The following is a 16,201-nucleotide window of genomic DNA, read 5'->3' as shown; positions in this document are numbered from 1 at the left end:
AAGTCAGATACGACGGGACGCCTTGCTTGAGCGAGAAGATCAGGGCGATGCTCCGGGACGGGCGCGCCGCCGCTGTGGTTCCGCGGCATATGTCCATCATAAGGGGGAGCTGGGCCTTGGAGTACGGGCAAGAACATGCTGAGGAACAATCCGGCTTGACATACATACCCCCTGGGGGTATATTGAAAGGGAAAGAGCATTCAAATCCCGGCTCCGGCAGAGCCTGAAGGAGATGTGGAATAGATGGCGACAGAAGTTCTTCAAGTGAAGGGAATGTCCTGCGGGCATTGCGTCAATTCCGTCGAAGGCGCGGTCAAGAGTGCGGGCGGCAGCGCGAAGGTCGACCTTGCATCCGGCAAAGTGACGGTGGAGTTCGACAATTCCAAGCTGTCTCTGCAGGCGATCAAGGAAGTCATCGAAGAGCAGGGCTACGATGTCGTTTGATTCGAACGGATAGGCGTGCTTCAACAGGGAAGGATTCGGGCGGCGATCGCCCGGATCCTTCCTTTTTTGTTTCAAGCGTCAGGGCATGGATGCAATGTCGCAATTTTGAATAAAGAATGTCCTCATTCGCTAGTCTTTTCCGTCCAGGCTCTGTGGTACATTAAAGATGGGTAAGGGCTTTCAATTACAAGTTGCGGAGGTTGGACAATGAGCAAACTGCGTGTGGGCATCATCGGCTGCGGCGGCATCGCGAACGGCAAGCATCTGCCGGCATTGAGCCAGAACGGAAACGTGGAACTTGCGGCATTTTGCGATATCGTCGAGGAGAAGGCGCGTCAGGCCGCGGACCAGTACGGCATCGATGGCGCAGCCGTATATACCGATTACCAGGAGCTGCTGAAGGACGGCAGCCTGGATATCGTGCATGTGCTGACGCCGAACGATTCGCATTCGCCGATCTCGGTCGCCGCGCTGGATGCCGGCAAGCATGTCATGTGCGAGAAGCCGATGGCCAAGACCGCGGAGGAAGCCAGAGCGATGCTGGAGGCGGCGCGCCGCTCCGGCAAGAAGCTGACGATCGGGTACAACAACCGCTTCCGTCCGGACAGCCAGCATCTCAAGAAGGTGTGCGAGGCCGGAGAGCTCGGCGAGATCTATTACGCCAAGGCGCATGCGATCCGCCGCCGCGCCGTTCCGACCTGGGGCGTCTTTTTGGATGAGGAAAAGCAAGGCGGGGGACCGCTTATCGATATCGGCACGCATGCGCTGGATCTGACGCTGTGGATGATGGACAACTACAAGCCGGTGTCGGTGACGGGCTCGGTCTTCCACAAGCTCGGCTCCAAGGAGAACGCGGCCAATGCATGGGGTCCCTGGGACCCGGCCAAGTTCACCGTGGAAGACTCCGCGATGGGCTTCATCAAGATGGAGAACGGCGCGACGATCGTGCTTGAAGCGAGCTGGGCGCTCAACACGCTGGATATCGACGAAGCCAAGTGCTCGCTCAGCGGCACGGAAGGCGGAGCCGACATGAAGGGCGGCCTCCGGATCAACGGCGAGGACAGCAGCCGCCTGTACGTCAAGGAAATCGATCTGAACGCAGGAGGCGTCGCTTTCTACAGCGGCACATCGCAGCGCGATATCGACGTGGAATGCTCCGCATGGATCGATTCCGTCCTCAACGATACCGAGCCGGTCGTGAAGCCGGAGCAGGCGCTTGTCGTGACGGAGATTCTCGAAGCGATCTACGAATCCGCCCGCACGGGCAAGACGGTCTACTTCGACTGATCCAGCTGTGCAGCTAAAAAAACGGTCCTATCCCGGCGACGGGGAGGACCGTTTTTTCATTTCTCCGCCATCTCAAGCGGGCTGCCGCCTTGAGGCTCAGACCTTGAGCCGAAGGGCCAGCATGCCCAGGTATTCCTTGAGAGCCGCGGAGCTGGCCGCCATGGCTCCGCCGGAGGGGAGCAGCTTGCTCCAATAGAAGACGGCATCGGCCGGCGCCCCATAGTCGACTGGATAGGGAAGGGGCGTGAGCCCGGCTTGCCGGAACGTCTCCACCGAGCGTCTCATATGGAAGGCGGAAGTGACGAGCACGGGACGGCTGAACCCTTCGGCCTCCAGCAGCGCCTTGCTGTATGCGGCATTCTGCTCGGTATTGAGCGAACGGTTCTCGAGAAAGATGCTCTCGGCCGGAATTCCCAGCCCGCGCAGCTGCCTGGCCGCGATGTCCGCTTCATTGCCGCTGTCCGGGAATACCCGGCCTCCGCTGAACAGGATCGGCAGCCCTGTCCTGAGATGCAGCCGGACTGCCGCCAGCAGCCTCGCTTCTCCCGAACCGGACAGGTTGCCGAGTCCTTCGAGATCGGGCGTATCCCGCGTCGCTCCGCCGCCGAGCACGACGATGACGTCGGCCTGCTTGCCCACATCGGCCGGCTGCGGCTGCGGATAGCGGCTTTCGATGCTGCGCACGAGAGCGTCGCTGGCCAGCCCCGAGCTCATCAAGTACAGCGCGACAAGCAGCAGCAGCGGGAGCCATGTCCATTTGCGGTCCCGGATCCACGCTCTCCAGACGGCGGCCCCGAGCAGAAGCAGGAACAAGCCGGGCGGAAGGAGCAGGCTGTAGGCGAATTTGACGAAATAGATCAAGGCTTGTCCTCGCTTAAATTCCGGGGAACGGCGGAGCGGATGCCTTGATGCAGCCGGCCGCGCCGTTCCCCTTGCTTTTGGATATCATCTATTATAAATCACAAACCGGAGCCGATTGGCAAGTGGCCGCCAGCTCGAAAAACAGAGGAAAGCAGCCGTATGCTCCTGTTCTCGGGGAAAAGGGGGGCTGAACGGCAGGCAATGCCGTCTATCCTGGAGAGGACATATCCCGGCCAGGCATCTTTTCCGGTTCCCTCAGGAAACTTCTGCAATTTGACATGGCTATGTCAGAATACTAGAATAAAGACTTTGGGAACGGGGTATGAAAACCGCGCCGTTCCGCATGCTAGTACGATATTTCATCGACTATAGACAAACCCATCGTCCGCCTATATAATACCACTTAAACTACTTGGTTTTATAGGATTTGATAGGCGGTGTTGTTCCGGGAGGGATAAACCTGATTCACTTGCAGGATGTGACGAAAACATACCGCAGCGCTGGCGGCGGAGAAGTAGACGCGATCCGCGACATCACGCTCGATGTCCGCAAAGGCGAGATATTCGGCATTATCGGCCATTCCGGGGCCGGCAAAAGCACGCTGATCCGCTGCATGAATCTGCTGGAGCGTCCGACGCGCGGCACGGTGAAAGTCGGGGAAGTCGTCCTGACCGATCTGGGAGAACGGGGCTTGCAGAGGGAGCGCCGCAAGATCGGCATGATCTTTCAGCATTTCAATCTGCTCTCCAGCTTGACGGTCCGCGATAATATCGCGTTCCCGCTCAAGCTGGCAGGCCATACGAAGCCGGGAATCTCCCGCCGTGTGGACGAGCTGCTTGCGCTTGTCGGCCTGCAGGCGCACGGGAACAAGTTCCCGTCCCAGCTGTCGGGCGGCCAGAAGCAGCGTGTCGGCATCGCCAGGGCGCTTGCCGCCGATCCCGAGGTGCTGCTCTGCGACGAGGCCACTTCCGCGCTCGATCCGCAGACGACGAACAGCATCCTTGCGCTGCTGATGGACATCAACGAGAAGCTGGGCCTGACGATCGTGCTCATCACGCATGAGATGGGCGTCATCCGCTCCATCTGCGACCGCGTCGCGGTCATGGACGCCGGTACGATCGTCGAATCCGGCAACGTGCTCGACGTGTTCCTGAAGCCGTCCCACCAGGTCACGAGGCAATTCGTCGACGAGATGTCCGATCTGTCGGACGGCGCGCCGCTGCGGACCCGCGACAATTCGCGCCTTATCCGGCTTCATTTCGTCGGGGAAGAAACGTACCAGCCGGTGCTTTTCGAAGCGCTGAAGGGCAGTCCCGTGCAATGCGCGATCCTCCAGGGAACCGTCTCCCGCATGAAGCATACTCCTTACGGACAGCTTCTTGTGGAGCTGAGCGGCGGAGGGCCCGGCGAAGCAGACGCCGTCATCGAATCGCTCCGCGCGAGCGGACTTGACGTGGAGGTGCTGCCGGAATGACCTGGGAGAATATCAATTGGGACGAAATCTGGCAGGCGACGCAGGATACGCTGACGATGATGGTGTTCTCCATGATCTTCACGGTCATTCTTGGCCTCGCGCTCGGCGTTCTGCTGTACTTGACGTCCAGCCGCCAGCTGCTCCACATGCCGGTCCTGTATTCCGTCCTGTCGTTTGTCGTGAACATTCTGAGGTCGGTGCCGTTCATCATCCTGATGATCGCGGTCATGCCGCTCACGGAGGCGATCGTCACGACGACCATCGGCGTGAAGGGAGCGATTCCGCCGCTTGTCATCGGAGCCGCTCCGTTTTTTGCCCGACTGGTCGAGACGGCGCTGCGGGAAGTCGACAAAGGCGTCATCGAGGCCGCTCAGTCGATGGGAGCCTCCAAATGGGATATCGTCCGCCGGGTGCTGCTGCGGGAATCCCGTCCGGGACTGCTCGCCGCGATTACGGTCACGGCGGTCACGCTGGTATCGTACACCGCGATGATGGGCACCATCGGAGCAGGCGGGCTGGGCGACCTGGCGATCCGTTACGGCTATATGCGCTTCCAGACCGACATCATGATCGTGACGGTCGTCATCCTCATCGTGCTGGTCCAGCTGCTCCAGGTTCTTGGAGACTGGCTTGTCCGCCGGATCAGCAGGAGATAAGACCAGAGAGAGATTACACTACATTTATTGGAGGGTCATACTCATGAAAAAATGGTTTACTGTCCTCACCTTGTCGCTGCTTGTGCTCGCCCTTGCGGCTTGCGGAGCCAAAAACGCCAACAATGCCGGCGGCGCGGCTGCAGAAAACGCCGCATCCAATGCCGGAGCAGGCGCTTCCGAGCCGATTACGCTGAAGGTCGGAGCCTCCCCGGTCCCTCATGCCGAGATTCTCAACCACATCAAGGATGCCCTGGCCAAGGAAGGCGTCAACCTTGAAGTCGTCGAGTTCACGGATTATGTCCAGCCGAACGTCCAGCTGTACGAGAAAAAGCTGGATGCGAACTTCTTCCAGCATGTTCCTTACCTGGACGAGTTCAATAAAGAGCGCAGCTATGATCTCGTCAGCGTCGGCACGGTGCATGTCGAGCCCATCGGAGCCTACTCCGACAGCCTCAAGTCGAAGGACGAGCTGAAGGACGGAGCGACCATCGCCATTCCGAACGACGCCACCAACGGCGGCCGCGCGCTCAAGCTGCTGGCCGACAACGGCCTGATCACGCTCAAGGACGGCGCCGGAATCAGCGCGACGGTGAAGGACATCGCGACGAACCCGAAAAACCTGAAGTTCAAGGAGCTCGAAGCGGCCACGCTGCCGCGCGTCCTGAGCCAGGTCGACATCGCGATCATCAATACGAACTACGCTCTCGACGCCAAGCTCAACCCGACGAAGGACGCCCTGTTCATCGAAGGCAAGGATTCTCCTTACGCCAACATCGTCGCCGCCCGTCCGGACAACAAGGATTCCGAAGGCATCCAGAAGCTGATCAAGGCTCTGAACAGCGACGACGTGAAGAAATTCATTGAAGACAACTACGCGGGAGCCATCGTTCCGGCGTTCTGATCCAAGCTGTACAGAGAAGGCCCTCGCGCAATGCGCGAGGGCCTTTTTTTGACGGCTGGAGGTCAGAGCACCCGCGCGGCGGATACAAACCGTTTCTGGTAGCCGCTGTCGAAGCTGCTGATGAGGATGCCGTTCACGTTGGAGCCGATCGTGTTGTGGATGAACTTCCCGTTGCCCATGTAGATGCCGACATGTCCGATCGATTTGGAGGAGCCGACGGTGAAGAACATGAGATCGCCCTTGCGCAGGTTGGCTTTGCTGACCTTGGCGCCCTGCTTGCTTTGCGCGGCAGATCCCCATTTGAGCGAGACGCCTTGAGAAGCGAAGACATATTTGGTGAACGAGGAGCAGTCGAAGATAAGCTTCGACGGGTTGTTCGTTCCGTAGCTGTACTTCACTTTGCCTTTCAGGGATTCCGCATAGGCGACGATGCGGTCGGCCTTGGTTGCTGCGGATACGGATGCGGCAGCGGCTGCAGTGTCATATGTACTGCTGGCCTGCGCGGCATGGACGGGCTTGGCCGCCGCCGCTGTGCCCGCGGCAAGGATGAGGGACAACGCGGCGGCGCCGGCGACGGTTTTGCGAAGATGCAGGAAAAGATTCATGATGTTCCTCCTTCTGTCGATGTAAGGCCATTCTAGCATCGCTTGATAGAAGGTGGATATTTTCTTAGAAAAGCCTAATCATGCCAAAAAGAACCAAAATAAAAGCCCGCCGAGAGGCGGGCAGGAATCGGATGAGATCAGCTGTTGCTCAAGCGGCCGGATCGATCGGGCAGGGAGGTATTTTCCTCTGCTGCGACGTACCGGTTGCGTGCGGCTCCGATGCCGAGCAGGATGACGATGCAGGAGAGGCCGAGCAGGATGGCGAGCACCGGCTTCCAGGAGCCGGACAGATCATGGATGGAGCCGAACAGGATCGGCCCGAGCGCCGCCAGCAGGTAGCCGAGCGACTGCGCCATTCCGGACAGCTTCGCGGCTTCTCCGGCGTTCCGCGTGCGGAGGCCGAAGAAGGTGAGGGCCAGCGAGATGGTCGCTCCCTGACTGAGGCCGAGCAGCGTGATCCAGAGCCAGGTCATGCCTGTGCTGCCGAACAGAAGTCCGGAATAGCCGCCCAGCGACAGAGCGCCGGACACAAGCACAAGCGGCACCTGGGAGCGCATGCGGCTCGCCCATACCGGCATGAAGAAGGAGGTCGGCAGGCTGACGAACTGCATCAGCGAGAGCATCCAGCCGGCGGCGGAGGCGCTCATCCCATTTTCGTGGAATACTGCCGGCAGCCATGCGATCGTCACGTAGAAGGTCATGGACTGGATGCCCATGAAGAACGTGATCCTCCAGGCCAGCGAGGAGCGGAACATGCTCGGCGCTGATCCTGCTTTATAGGAAGCGGCAGCGGGAGCCGCTTTCCGGGAATAGGGAATCCATACGGCCAGCGCGGCTGCGGCCAGCAGCGCCCATATCAGCAGCGCTCCCTTCCATCCCCAGCCCGGCACGGAAGCCAGCGGGACGGATACGCCGGAGGCGATGGCGGCGAATATGCTCATCGTCACCGAATAGGAGCCGGTCAGAATTCCGATCCGCGCCGGGAAATCACGTTTGATGATGCTCGGCAGGAGGACGTTGCTGAGAGCGATCGCCAGACCGAGCAGGGCGGTGCCGGCGAACAGTCCGGCTGCGGCGGGCAATGTCCGCAGCAGCATGCCCGCAATGAGGAAAAGCAGCCCGTAAAGCAGGGAGCGCTCTGCGCCGAAGCGGTCCGCGATGCGCGGAGCAAGCAGGGACATGACGGCAAAGGCGATCAGGGGAAGCGAGGTGAGCAGGCCGGACATTTCGCTGCTCAGGCCGTAGCTGGCGCGGATCTGGTCGATCACGGGCCCGACGGAGGTTATGGCTGCGCGCATATTGGCGGCGATCAGCAGGATTCCTGCGATCGCCGAGGCAGTCAGAAGCCTGCTTCGGCCGGAAGCAGGCTTGGGAATGTGGCTCATGAATAAGTTCCTTCTTTCCAGGCCCCTTGGTTGACATTGTATGTGAGCTTTTTAGGGTACCAATAACGTATAATATCCTACTTCACGGCTAAAGTAAATATAAAATGACGCTTCCTGCAGCGGCAGCGCCAGTGAAGCGGCCCGGATTGATCTGCTCCTTTTACATAAGATGCCCCGCGGACGCAAGCCGGCGCCTGGCAATCGATGGCGGAGCGGAAAAGCTGGATAAGACTTGAGGGAAAGGCGAATAATAACCTCCAATTCATGGCTTGCGATGCTGCGCCGCAGGACGGCGCCTGCGATAGCGGCCAGCAAGGGGGAACATCGATGTCAAGCAAAAGCGCGCGGCGCGAAGGCTTCAAGAAAATGACGATGTCGCCGAAGGAGTATCAGGCGTTCGCCAAGACGAGGGAGCCGTCCCGCTCCGTTTTAAGCAACTGCGTGCGCGCCTTTCTGGTCGGCGGCTTTATCTGCCTGATCGGCCAAGGCATTCAGGAATTTTTCATGCATGCCTTCAAAATGCCTGTGGACAAGGCGGCGAATCCGACCGTCGCCGTCTTGATCCTGATTTCCGTTATCCTGACCTGCCTGGGCGTCTATGACAAGATCGCCCAGTGGGCGGGAGCGGGCACGGCGGTGCCGGTCACCGGCTTCGCCAATTCCATGTGCTCGGCAGCGCTCGAGCATCGCAGCGAGGGGCTTGTCCTCGGCGTCGGAGCGAATATGTTCAAGCTGGCCGGCTCGGTGATCGTATTCGGCACCGTAGCGGCTTTCTTCGTCGGCATCGCGCATCTCATCCTGGGTACTGGGGGGCAGCCTTAAGATGCAAAGAGGAAAGCAGACCTGGTGGTTCGAGAACCGTCCGGTCATTGTCGGGACGGCTACTGTCGTCGGTCCTGACGAGGGAGAAGGGCCGCTTGCCGCTGATTTCGACCTGATCCACCCTGAACTGGACATGCAGCAGAAGAGCTGGGAGAAGGCGGAGCGGCTGCTGCTGGAGCAGGCTTCGGATCTCGCGCTGAAAAATGCCTCCATGACGAAGGAGCAGCTGGAGTTTTTCGTCGGCGGGGACTTGATGAACCAGATCATCAGCAACACCTTCGCCGCCCGGACGCTGGGCGTGCCCTATCTGGGCGTCTTCGGCGCCTGCTCCACGTCCATGGAGTCGCTGGCGATCGCGTCGCTGATCGTCAACTCCGGCGCAGGCAAATCCGTGCTGGCCGGAACATGCAGCCACAACTGCACGGCGGAGAAGCAGTTCCGGTATCCGACCGAGTACGGGTCGCAGAAGCCGCCTACGGCGCAGTACACGATCACGGGAGCAGGAGCGGCCGTCGTCGCGCCTGCAGGCATCGGACCGGTCGTGGAATGCGCGACGATCGGCCGCATCGTCGATCTCGGCATCACCGATCCCTTCAATATGGGCGCGGCCATGGCTCCGGCCGCGGTCGACACCATCCAGATGCATCTGACGGACACCGGCCGCTCGCCGGGCGATTACGACATGATCGTCACCGGGGATCTGGCGACGGTCGGCCACGGCATCGCGGCCGATCTGCTCAAGCGCAACGGAGTTCCGATGGAGCAGACGCAGTTCAACGACTGCGGTCTGATGATCTACAATATCGACAAGCAGAAGGTGCAGGCCGGGGGCAGCGGCTGCGCATGCTCGGCCGTCGTCACTTACGGACATCTGCTGAAGCGCGTCCAGTCGGGGGAGCTGAAGCGGATTCTCGTCGTGGCGACGGGAGCGCTCCTTTCGCCGCTGTCGTTCCAGCAGGGCGAGACGATTCCATGCATCGCGCATGCGGTGTCCATTGAACAAAGCGGGGTGTACGCATGATTTATTTATGGGCGTTTCTGATCGGCGGGGCGATCTGCGTCATCGGGCAGCTGATGTTCGACGTCGGCAAGCTGACGCCGGCGCATACGATGGCGACGCTGGTCGTCGTCGGAGCCATCGTGGACGGCTTAGGCTGGTACGAGCCGATGATCAAGTTCGCCGGCGCGGGCGTCACGGTTCTGATCACGAGCTTCGGCAACTCGCTCGTACACGGCGCGCTGACCGAGCTGCACGATACGGGATGGATCGGGGTCATATCCGGAATATTCAAGGTCACCAGCGCAGGCATAAGCGCGGCGATCATCTTCTCCTTCCTGGCGGCTCTCGTCGTCCGTCCGAAGGGATGAGCGAAACATTTTGTCCCCAACTATCGTATGCATTGGAGAATCCCTCTGTGGGATTCTCCAATTTTTTTTGGAAACGGGTGTTATTGTTAGAATTAGTCGGTTCTTGTAAACTAATAAAATACCGCTCTCGCAGGGGAAGCAGTCTTCGGAAGGAGTCATGGACATGGAAGTCTACGCATCCGATCTACAGCTGTGCACGGACATTCGCCGCAATCTGGAATCCTGCATCCTGGGCAAGGAGCGCGAGATCGAGCTCGTGCTGATCGCCCTGCTGGCAGGAGGCCATCTGCTGCTCGAAGATGTGCCGGGAACAGGCAAGACCCAGCTCGTCAAAGCCCTCGCCCGCTCCATCGGGGGCGATTTCAGGCGCATCCAGTGCAATCCGGATCTGCTGCCCACCGATATCACCGGCTTGACCATCTATCATCCCCGGGAGGAGCAGTTCATCTTCCGTCCCGGTCCGATCATGTCCCATCTCGTCCTTGCGGACGAGATCAACCGCGCGACGACGAAGACACAGTCGGCCCTCCTGGAGGCGATGGAGGAGAGAAGCATCACGGTGGACGGGGAGACGTATTCGCTGCCCAGCCCGTTCATTCTCATCGCGACCCAGAATCCGATCGAGTTCGAGGGAACGTATCTGCTTCCCGAGGCCCAGATGGACCGTTTCATGATGCGGCTGTCGCTCGGCTATCCGGGAGAAGCCGAAGAGAGGCGCATGGTGCTCAAGCAGGAAAGCGGCCATCCTTCCGATCTGCTCGGCCGGGTCGCCGAGATCGGCGACATCGTCAAGCTCCAGGAGCTGGCGGAGAAGGTCCATGTGGACGAAGCGGTCGGGGAATACCTGGTCCGGCTCGTCCGCAGCACCCGCGAGCATGAAGGCGTGCAGCTGGGAGCCAGCCCGCGCGCCGCGGTAGCCTTGATGCGCGCCGCCAAAGCCCGCGCGCTGATCGAGAAGCGGGAATACGTCATTCCGGACGACGTCAAGCAGCTCGCCGTCCACGTGCTCTCGCACCGGCTCCTGCTGAAGCCGGCCGCAAGGCTTGGCGGCACCCGCGCCGAGACGGTCATCGAGGACGTCGTCGGCCGGACCAAGGTGCCGGTCCGGCTGGAGCGCTGACGTATGGGCTTGAACCCTGCAAGGAGGCGCCAGTCCGCCTTCAGGTGGCGGCTGCTGGCGCTGATCTACGTCTCCAGCCTTTTGTACATGCTTTTTCAAGGCGGCAAAACCGCCGTCATGATCTTTTGCATCCTGAACGGACTGATCCTTTATATTTCTCTCGGTTATTGGAGCGGAATCCGCGGCATATCGGGCAAGCGCCTGATCGCGGCTTCCGGAGACCAGTCGCCGGCCGCCCAGGCGGTTCTCAGCGCGGGCAGCTCTCAGGAAGTCAGGCTGAGCATGAAGCTGCCCGGCTATTATCCGGTTCCCTATGTGCTTGTCCGTGAAGTGCTGCAGCGCAACGGCAGCGAGGAGATCCCGTTCGAGATCAGCTTCGTCCCGAATGTGAAGCGGAGCGGACTGGCTTCCTACAGGACGCCGCCGCTGGAAAGAGGCGTCTACCGGTTTTTGCCGACGGAATGCTCGACGCGGGATTTGTTCGGCTTTTTCGAGCATACCGGCCATTTCGAGTCGGCGGACGCTTTTGCGGTGAGGCCGAGAACGATCGAGCTTCGCGGCTGGGAGCGGGTGCGCAGAGGGGCGAAGGGCCATTATTCGCATGCCTCGGCTCCCCGGGCCTCGCGCGAGACGACCCAGATCAACGGCATCCGGGAGTTTCTGCCGGGCGACCGCCTCTCCCGCGTCCACTGGGGGGCGACCGCCAAGACCGGACAGTGGAAGTCCAAGGAATTCGAGCGCGAGGCGCTTCCGCGCACGATCGTGCTCCTGGATGCCTGCCGCCGCCAGGCTCCGGGCGCCGAAGCGCGATTCGAGACCGCCGTATCGACGGCGGCGTCCCTGTTCCAGCACGGCCTCCGGCGCAACACGTCCATGGGGCTCTGGATCTCCTCCCGGATTCCCGGAACTCTCCGTTCCGGCAGCGGCGGCGACCAGCTTCATCGGGCGATGGATCTGCTTACCGCAGCGGACAACGATGGAGCGGAAGGAATCGACGCCGCCCTGTCGGAGGCGGAAGCGGTGCTTGAACGCGGCTCGCTGGCTGTGCTCGTGACGGACGCCGGTCCGGACGAAGTGCGCCGGGCGATGTCGAGGCTGTCCCGGCGGGGCATGAATCCTTGCTGCATCAAGATCGAGGACCGTTCCTCCGGAACGGACAGCGGCTCTTTCCACGATTACGGCGGCCCTGTCTATGTGATCTCAAGCCTGCAGGAGCTTCCGGACGCGCTTGACGGAAGGGAGGCGGCCGCCGATGCCTGAAGGCAGGAAAAACCGCCGCTGCCTGGGGCTTGTCCAGGGAATGAACGCCCCCTCCGCCCGCTGGTTCGTCATGCTGAGCAGCCTTCTGACAGCCGTCATGATCGCGAGCAGCCTATCGGTGCTGGAGAAGATCTGGTGGCCCGAAACATTCCGGGTCGTGTACCTCGTCCTGGGGGTGTCCGCCCTGATCGAGCTGCTGCCTTTGCGGAGAACATACCGGATCCTATTGCAGCTCGCGTCCATCGGCGTCATCCTCTCCGCCGCCGCTCCCATACAGTGGACGCCGTACGACCCGATTCTCATGGACGGCCGCTTGGCCCATCTGGCCGACAATCTCGCCGCCCTTCATCCGTTTCTGGAAATCGCGCTTGCGGTGTGGATGGTCTATGTTCTCTTCTCCGCATGGACGCGCATCCGGCTTCGGATCGCCGGCTTCACCTCGGCATGCCTGCTTGTCCTGGCGGTGACGGATTCCTTCACGCCGATCTATCTATGGGACAACACGGCCATCGTCATTTTCGCCGGACTCGTCTGGCTGATCGCCGAGCACTTCGCCCGCTTCCAGCGGGACCATCCCGCGAGCTGGACGAGGCTGAAGAGCTATCCGGCGCAGCTTCTCCTGCCGATCGTGCTGGTGCTCTCCCTCGTCATGGCGACGGGATTGTTCGTTCCCGAGATTCCGCCGATCATCAAGGATCCGTACACGGTGTGGAAGGAAGCGCAGGGCGAGCAAGTCCAGTCTTTCGTAGGGGACAAGGGCATTGCCCCGGCGAACTCCAGCAAGCAGAGCAGCAAGTCGGGCTACAGCCGCGAGGACGGCAAGCTTGGCGGAGGCTTCAACTACGACTATTCTCCGGTCATGACGGTCAAGTCGGACCGCAAGAGCTATTGGAGAGGCGAGACCAAATCGGACTATACCGGCAAAGGCTGGGAAGACAGCGAGCTCGAGAAGAACGAGAAATTCATGCCTTATGGTGTGGGGGACGAGCTGCCGCTCGGATGGGATCGTTCCGCCGCCGAAACGGTGGAGATCCATCAAGAGTTCAAGATGGCGCGCAAGGACGTGTTCCCGGTCCTGTTCGGCGCCTCCGCCATCAAGTCGCTGGAGTCGTTCAACGACTCCAAGGATTTTTCCGGCTCGGGCGGCTGGGGTTCATCCTCCATGGAGCTCCGATATGAGAACGGACAAAAGACATACCCCAAAACCTATGCTCTCGTCTCGGAGCAGACGCTTGTGGACGACGGCGTCAAGGCGGCGCAAGCGGTCATTCCGGACCCGCGGCTGCAGAGCATGTACACGCAGCTGCCGATGGATATTCCGGCCCGGGTCACTCAGCTCGGGCGCGATCTGACGTCTGCCGAGCCGACGGATTTCGGCAAGGCTGCCGCCATCGAGGAGTATCTCAAGACGAACTTCCCGTACACCAATCAGCCGGACACGAGCAAGAAGGTCAGCGCCGACTTCGTCGATTCCTTCCTCTTCGAGATTCAGGAAGGCTATTGCGATTATTATTCGTCGGCCATGGCCGTGCTCGCCCGTTCCGTCGATCTGCCGACCCGCTGGGTGAAAGGCTATGCTTCCGGCTCGAACCGCGTTCCGACGCCGGGCGGCATGCGCGGCGGACCTGAGGAGTGGATGGAGAGCGACATCTATACGGTGCGGAATTCCGATGCCCACTCCTGGGTCGAAATCTACTTCGAAGGCTACGGCTGGATTCCGTTCGAGCCGACAGCGGGCTTCGCCTATCCGTATCCGGCGGCAGCCGACGATGCGGCGGCGGCAACCCCGACGCCGGCGCCAAGCGCGGCTCCTGCAACGGACACGGAGGCGGCCGATGCCTCCGGCTTCACCGTGCCGTCCTATGTCTACGTCGTCGGAGGCATCCTCCTGGCTGCAGCCGCAGCTGCCGCGGCATTCGTGAACCGGCATCTCCTTGCGGAGTCTTGGCGCCGCCTGCGCATCCGCTCGCTGTCTGCCGAGGAGCGGATATCGTGGGATACCGGCCGGTTGATTCGCTCCGCCAGACGGGGCGGCCTGGTCAAGGAGGATCACGAGACGCTGAGAGAGGCGGTGCTGCGGTGGTCGAAGCAGCGCAAGTATTTGCAGCAAGAGCTTCAGGCTATCCTGGCTGATTTCGAGCAGGTGAAATACAGCGGAAAGCCCGTTTCATACGGCGACGCCGAGGCATTCGCCGGCAAAGTCAACGGCGTGCTCGGCAGGTTCGGCAAGCCGGGCTGATCCGGGCCGCGACGGATAATTTCGGGAAAGGAACCGCTCCTGTTGACAGGGCGGTTCCTTTTTGCGCCGTTATCCTGTAATATGGTATAGTTTCGTAAGATAGCAGGCTCTAAGCAAGGGAGACTAAGCGATGTTTGAACGGCTGGTGCCGCACATGCGCGTGAAATCTATATATGAAATCGATCTTGATCTGCTGAAGGAGAAGGGTGTTCGAGGCATCATCACCGATCTCGACAACACGCTCGTCGGCGCCCGGATCGCACTGGCGACCCCGGAACTGATCGCCTGGCTCGACAGGGTCAGGGAACTCGGCTTCCAAGTCGTGGTCGTATCCAACAACCACGAGACCCGGGTATCCCGATTCGCCGAACCGCTGGCGATTCCGTTCATCCATGCGGCCCGCAAGCCGTCCACCCAAGCGTTCCGCAAGGCGCTGGCGGTGCTTGGCCTGGAGGCGGAACAGACGGTGGTCGTCGGCGACCAGATGATGACCGATGTATTGGGAGGCAAGCGGATGGGGCTGTATACGATACTCGTAGCTCCCATCTCGCCGGCGGATGAAGGCTTCGGCACCCGGATCAACCGGCTGCTGGAACGGATTGCCCTCTCCCGGCTGCGCCGCAAGGGCCTGTGGCAGGAGGAGGAAACAAGCAAGTGAGCGAAAAACAACTGGACAAGCAAGGATGCGCAGGCTGCGGAGCCGCGCTTCAGTCCGACAGCAAGGACAAGCCGGGCTACGTCCCGGCATCGGCAAAGGGCGGCGAAGCCGTCATTTGCCAGCGGTGTTTCCGCATCCGCAACTACAACGACGCCGTATCGGTGTCCATGGACCATGACGAATTCCTGAGGCTGCTCGGCGGCATCGCGTCCACCGACAGCCTCGTCGTCCATATCGTCGACCTGTTCGACTTCGAAGGAAGCCTGATCTCCGGCTTGCAGCGCTTCGTGGGCAACAATCCCGTGCTGCTCGTCGTCAACAAGATCGACCTGCTTCCGAAGGGGACGAACTACAACCGCATCCGCAACTGGGTTCAGCGGCAGGCCAAGGCGCAAGGACTGCGCACGGTCGATATCGTCCTGTGCAGCGCCAAGAAAGGCATGGGCTTCGAGCGGGTCGTGGAGGCGGTCGAGGAGCTGCGCGGCCGCCGCGACGTCTACGTCGTCGGCGCCACCAACGTCGGCAAGTCGACGCTCATCAACAGGCTCATCTCCGACTACAGCGATCTGGACCGGGAATTGACCGTATCGAGGTTCCCGGGAACGACGCTCGACGAGATCCGCATCCCGCTTGACGACGGCAAAGCCATCGTCGACACGCCGGGCATCGTGTACCGCTCGCGCTTGACGGAGCTCGTGCCGCGCGGCGTTCTGGGAGCCTTGCTGCCGGACAAGCCGATCAAGCCGCTCGTGTATCAGCTCGATGCCGGCCAGACGCTGTTCTTCGGAAGCCTGATCCGGTTCGATTATGCGGCCGGAGCCAACCTCAGCTTCACGCTGTACACGGCCAATGCGATGAAGGTTCACCGGACGAAGATGGAGCGCGCCGACGATCTCTACGCCCAGCACAAGGGCGAGCTGCTCGCCCCGCCCTCGCGGGAAGAGCTCGAGACGATGCCGGCATGGACGCGCCATTCCCTGCGCATTCCAAAAGGAAGCGAGTCCGACGTGTTCGTATCGGGCCTGGGCTGGATCCGCGTCAACGGCACCAGCGGCGCGCAGATCGAAGTTTATGCGCCCAAGGGAGTCAAGGTTCTCGTCCGCGAGGCTTTAATCTGACAG

16 protein-coding genes are annotated in these 16,201 nt (G+C 61.0%); 13 read left to right on the top strand and 3 right to left on the bottom strand.

The annotated features are described in order from the left end of the window. Nucleotides 1-243: 243 nt before the first annotated feature. Nucleotides 244-444 carry a copper ion binding protein gene (locus CIC07_RS16375; protein WP_076354591.1) on the top strand — a complete coding sequence of 67 codons (201 nt, stop codon included), beginning with the start codon at nt 244-246 and terminating at the stop codon, nt 442-444. A gap of 207 nt (nt 445-651) precedes the next feature. Continuing rightward, a complete protein-coding gene (locus CIC07_RS16370) occupies nt 652-1,731 on the top strand; it encodes a Gfo/Idh/MocA family protein (RefSeq protein ID WP_076354593.1) in 1,080 nt (359 codons plus the stop codon). A 96-nt stretch (nt 1,732-1,827) separates the two neighbouring features. Here CIC07_RS16370 and CIC07_RS16365 read toward each other — a convergent pair whose 3' ends face one another. Next, nucleotides 1,828-2,592, bottom strand: a complete 765-nt coding sequence (locus tag CIC07_RS16365; RefSeq protein ID WP_076354595.1) for a YdcF family protein — start codon at nt 2,590-2,592, stop codon at nt 1,828-1,830. Between the two features lie 460 nt (nt 2,593-3,052). Between CIC07_RS16365 and CIC07_RS16360 the strand changes: the two genes are divergently transcribed. The 3 genes from CIC07_RS16360 to CIC07_RS16350 are packed head-to-tail and all read left to right on the top strand — an operon-like array spanning nt 3,053 to nt 5,623. Then, nucleotides 3,053-4,066: a methionine ABC transporter ATP-binding protein gene (locus CIC07_RS16360; protein ID WP_076356846.1), complete on the top strand. Its 1,014-nt coding sequence runs from the start codon at nt 3,053-3,055 to the stop codon at nt 4,064-4,066. After that, entirely contained in the window at nt 4,063-4,722 is a 660-nt protein-coding gene (locus CIC07_RS16355; protein WP_076354597.1) for a methionine ABC transporter permease, read from the top strand. The genes CIC07_RS16360 and CIC07_RS16355 overlap by 4 nt, the downstream gene beginning before the upstream one ends. A gap of 43 nt (nt 4,723-4,765) precedes the next feature. Next, nucleotides 4,766-5,623: a MetQ/NlpA family ABC transporter substrate-binding protein gene (locus tag CIC07_RS16350; RefSeq protein ID WP_076354599.1), complete on the top strand. Its 858-nt coding sequence runs from the start codon at nt 4,766-4,768 to the stop codon at nt 5,621-5,623. 62 nt (nt 5,624-5,685) lie between these two features. Here CIC07_RS16350 and CIC07_RS16345 read toward each other — a convergent pair whose 3' ends face one another. Continuing rightward, entirely contained in the window at nt 5,686-6,228 is a 543-nt protein-coding gene (locus CIC07_RS16345) for a C40 family peptidase (protein ID WP_076354601.1), read from the bottom strand. 137 nt (nt 6,229-6,365) lie between these two features. Then, nucleotides 6,366-7,613: a CynX/NimT family MFS transporter gene (locus CIC07_RS16340; RefSeq protein WP_076354603.1), complete on the bottom strand. Its 1,248-nt coding sequence runs from the start codon at nt 7,611-7,613 to the stop codon at nt 6,366-6,368. Nucleotides 7,614-7,940: 327 nt separating this feature from the next. On the opposite strand from CIC07_RS16340, the gene spoVAC reads away from it, so the two are divergent. The 8 genes from spoVAC to yqeH all read left to right on the top strand — a co-directional run bounded on the left by spoVAC (nt 7,941) and on the right by yqeH (nt 16,198). Beyond that, nucleotides 7,941-8,435, top strand: a complete 495-nt coding sequence (spoVAC, locus tag CIC07_RS16335) for a stage V sporulation protein AC (RefSeq protein WP_076354605.1) — start codon at nt 7,941-7,943, stop codon at nt 8,433-8,435. A gap of 1 nt (nt 8,436) precedes the next feature. Next, nucleotides 8,437-9,456 carry a stage V sporulation protein AD gene (gene spoVAD, locus CIC07_RS16330; RefSeq protein ID WP_076354607.1) on the top strand — a complete coding sequence of 340 codons (1,020 nt, stop codon included), beginning with the start codon at nt 8,437-8,439 and terminating at the stop codon, nt 9,454-9,456. Beyond that, the gene (gene spoVAE / locus CIC07_RS16325) at nt 9,453-9,803 is read left to right on the top strand and encodes a stage V sporulation protein AE (protein WP_094248058.1); all 351 of its coding nucleotides are present in this window, start codon (nt 9,453-9,455) and stop codon (nt 9,801-9,803) included. The genes spoVAD and spoVAE overlap by 4 nt, the downstream gene beginning before the upstream one ends. 163 nt (nt 9,804-9,966) lie before the next feature. After that, nucleotides 9,967-10,923 (top strand): AAA family ATPase, encoded by a 957-nt coding sequence (locus CIC07_RS16320; RefSeq protein ID WP_076354611.1) that lies wholly within the window; start codon nt 9,967-9,969, stop codon nt 10,921-10,923. Between the two features lie 3 nt (nt 10,924-10,926). Continuing rightward, entirely contained in the window at nt 10,927-12,183 is a 1,257-nt protein-coding gene (locus CIC07_RS16315; RefSeq protein WP_076354613.1) for a DUF58 domain-containing protein, read from the top strand. Then, complete coding sequence (locus tag CIC07_RS16310; protein WP_076354615.1) at nt 12,176-14,422, top strand: DUF4129 domain-containing transglutaminase family protein; 2,247 nt, start codon at nt 12,176-12,178, stop codon at nt 14,420-14,422. The genes CIC07_RS16315 and CIC07_RS16310 overlap by 8 nt, the downstream gene beginning before the upstream one ends. Before the next feature lie 130 nt (nt 14,423-14,552). Then, a complete protein-coding gene (locus tag CIC07_RS16305) occupies nt 14,553-15,080 on the top strand; it encodes a YqeG family HAD IIIA-type phosphatase (RefSeq protein WP_021879578.1) in 528 nt (175 codons plus the stop codon). After that, nucleotides 15,077-16,198 (top strand): ribosome biogenesis GTPase YqeH, encoded by a 1,122-nt coding sequence (yqeH, locus tag CIC07_RS16300; RefSeq protein ID WP_076354617.1) that lies wholly within the window; start codon nt 15,077-15,079, stop codon nt 16,196-16,198. The genes CIC07_RS16305 and yqeH overlap by 4 nt, the downstream gene beginning before the upstream one ends. Nucleotides 16,199-16,201 lie beyond the last annotated feature (3 nt).

The sequence above is a fragment of the Paenibacillus sp. RUD330 genome, from assembly GCF_002243345.2.
In the GTDB taxonomy this organism is placed as follows: domain Bacteria; phylum Bacillota; class Bacilli; order Paenibacillales; family Paenibacillaceae; genus Paenibacillus_O.
Note: the sequence above shows the minus strand (reverse complement) of the source record. Positions and strands in the feature narration are given on the sequence as shown.